The 1,244-nt window shown below is 50.4% G+C and carries 1 tRNA gene and 2 rRNA genes; all 3 read right to left on the bottom strand.

Annotation, left to right across the window (positions count from 1 at the left end):
• Positions 1 to 773 (bottom strand): 23S ribosomal RNA (locus J4617_RS22800); the annotation flags it as partial.
• A gap of 193 nt (positions 774 to 966) precedes the next feature.
• Positions 967 to 1,042 (bottom strand) — tRNA-Glu (locus J4617_RS22795).
• 85 nt (positions 1,043 to 1,127) lie between these two features.
• Positions 1,128 to 1,244, bottom strand: a 16S ribosomal RNA gene (locus J4617_RS22790); the annotation flags it as partial.

Raw genomic sequence — 1,244 nt, 5'->3', positions numbered from 1 at the left:
AGCCACAGGTCATCCGCTAATTTTTCAACATTAGTCGGTTCGGTCCTCCAGTTAGTGTTACCCAACCTTCAACCTGCCCATGGCTAGATCACCGGGTTTCGGGTCTATACCCTGCAACTTAACGCCCGGTTAAGACTCGGTTTCCCTACGGCTCCCCTATACGGTTAACCTTGCTACAGAATATAAGTCGCTGACCCATTATACAAAAGGTACGCAGTCACACCCCAAAGGGTGCTCCCACTGCTTGTACGTACACGGTTTCAGGTTCTTTTTCACTCCCCTCGCCGGGGTTCTTTTCGCCTTTCCCTCACGGTACTGGTTCACTATCGGTCAGTCAGGAGTATTTAGCCTTGGAGGATGGTCCCCCCATATTCAGACAGGATACCACGTGTCCCGCCCTACTCATCGAGCTCACAGCACATGCGCTTTTGTGTACGGGGCTGTCACCCTGTATCGCGCGTCTTTCCAGACGCTTCCACTAACACACATGCTGATTCAGGCTCTGGGCTCCTCCCCGTTCGCTCGCCGCTACTGGGGGAATCTCGGTTGATTTCTTTTCCTCGGGGTACTTAGATGTTTCAGTTCCCCCGGTTCGCCTCATTAACCTATGGATTCAGTTAATGATAGTGTGACGAGTCACACTGGGTTTCCCCATTCGGGTATCGCCGGTTATAACGGTTCATATCACCTTACCGGCGCTTATCGCAGATTAGCACGCCCTTCATCGCCTCTGACTGCCAGGGCATCCACCGTGTACGCTTAGTCGCTTAACCTCACAACCCGAAGATGTTTCTTGTGATTCATCATCGTGTTGCGAAAATTTGAGAGACTCACGAACAACTTCCGTTGTTCTGTGTTTCAATTTTCAGCTTGATCCAGATTTTTAAAGAGCAAATATCTCAAACGTGACTCGTAAGTCAGTTTTGAGATATTAAGGCAGGTGACTTTCACTCACAAACCAGCAAGTGGCGTCCCCTAGGGGATTCGAACCCCTGTTACCGCCGTGAAAGGGCGGTGTCCTGGGCCTCTAGACGAAGGGGACGTATCAGTCTGCTTCGCAAGACGCCTTGCTATTTACTTTTCATCAGACAATCTGTGTGAGCACTGCAAAGTACGCTTCTTTAAGGTAAGGAGGTGATCCAACCGCAGGTTCCCCTACGGTTACCTTGTTACGACTTCACCCCAGTCATGAATCACAAAGTGGTAAGCGCCCTCCCGAAGGTTAAGCTACCTACTTCTTTTGC

Source organism: Salmonella sp. 32010601201800023SM (genome assembly GCF_017572235.1).
GTDB classification, from domain to species: domain Bacteria; phylum Pseudomonadota; class Gammaproteobacteria; order Enterobacterales; family Enterobacteriaceae; genus Salmonella; species Salmonella enterica.
This window is presented reverse-complemented; position numbering and strand designations above follow the sequence as displayed.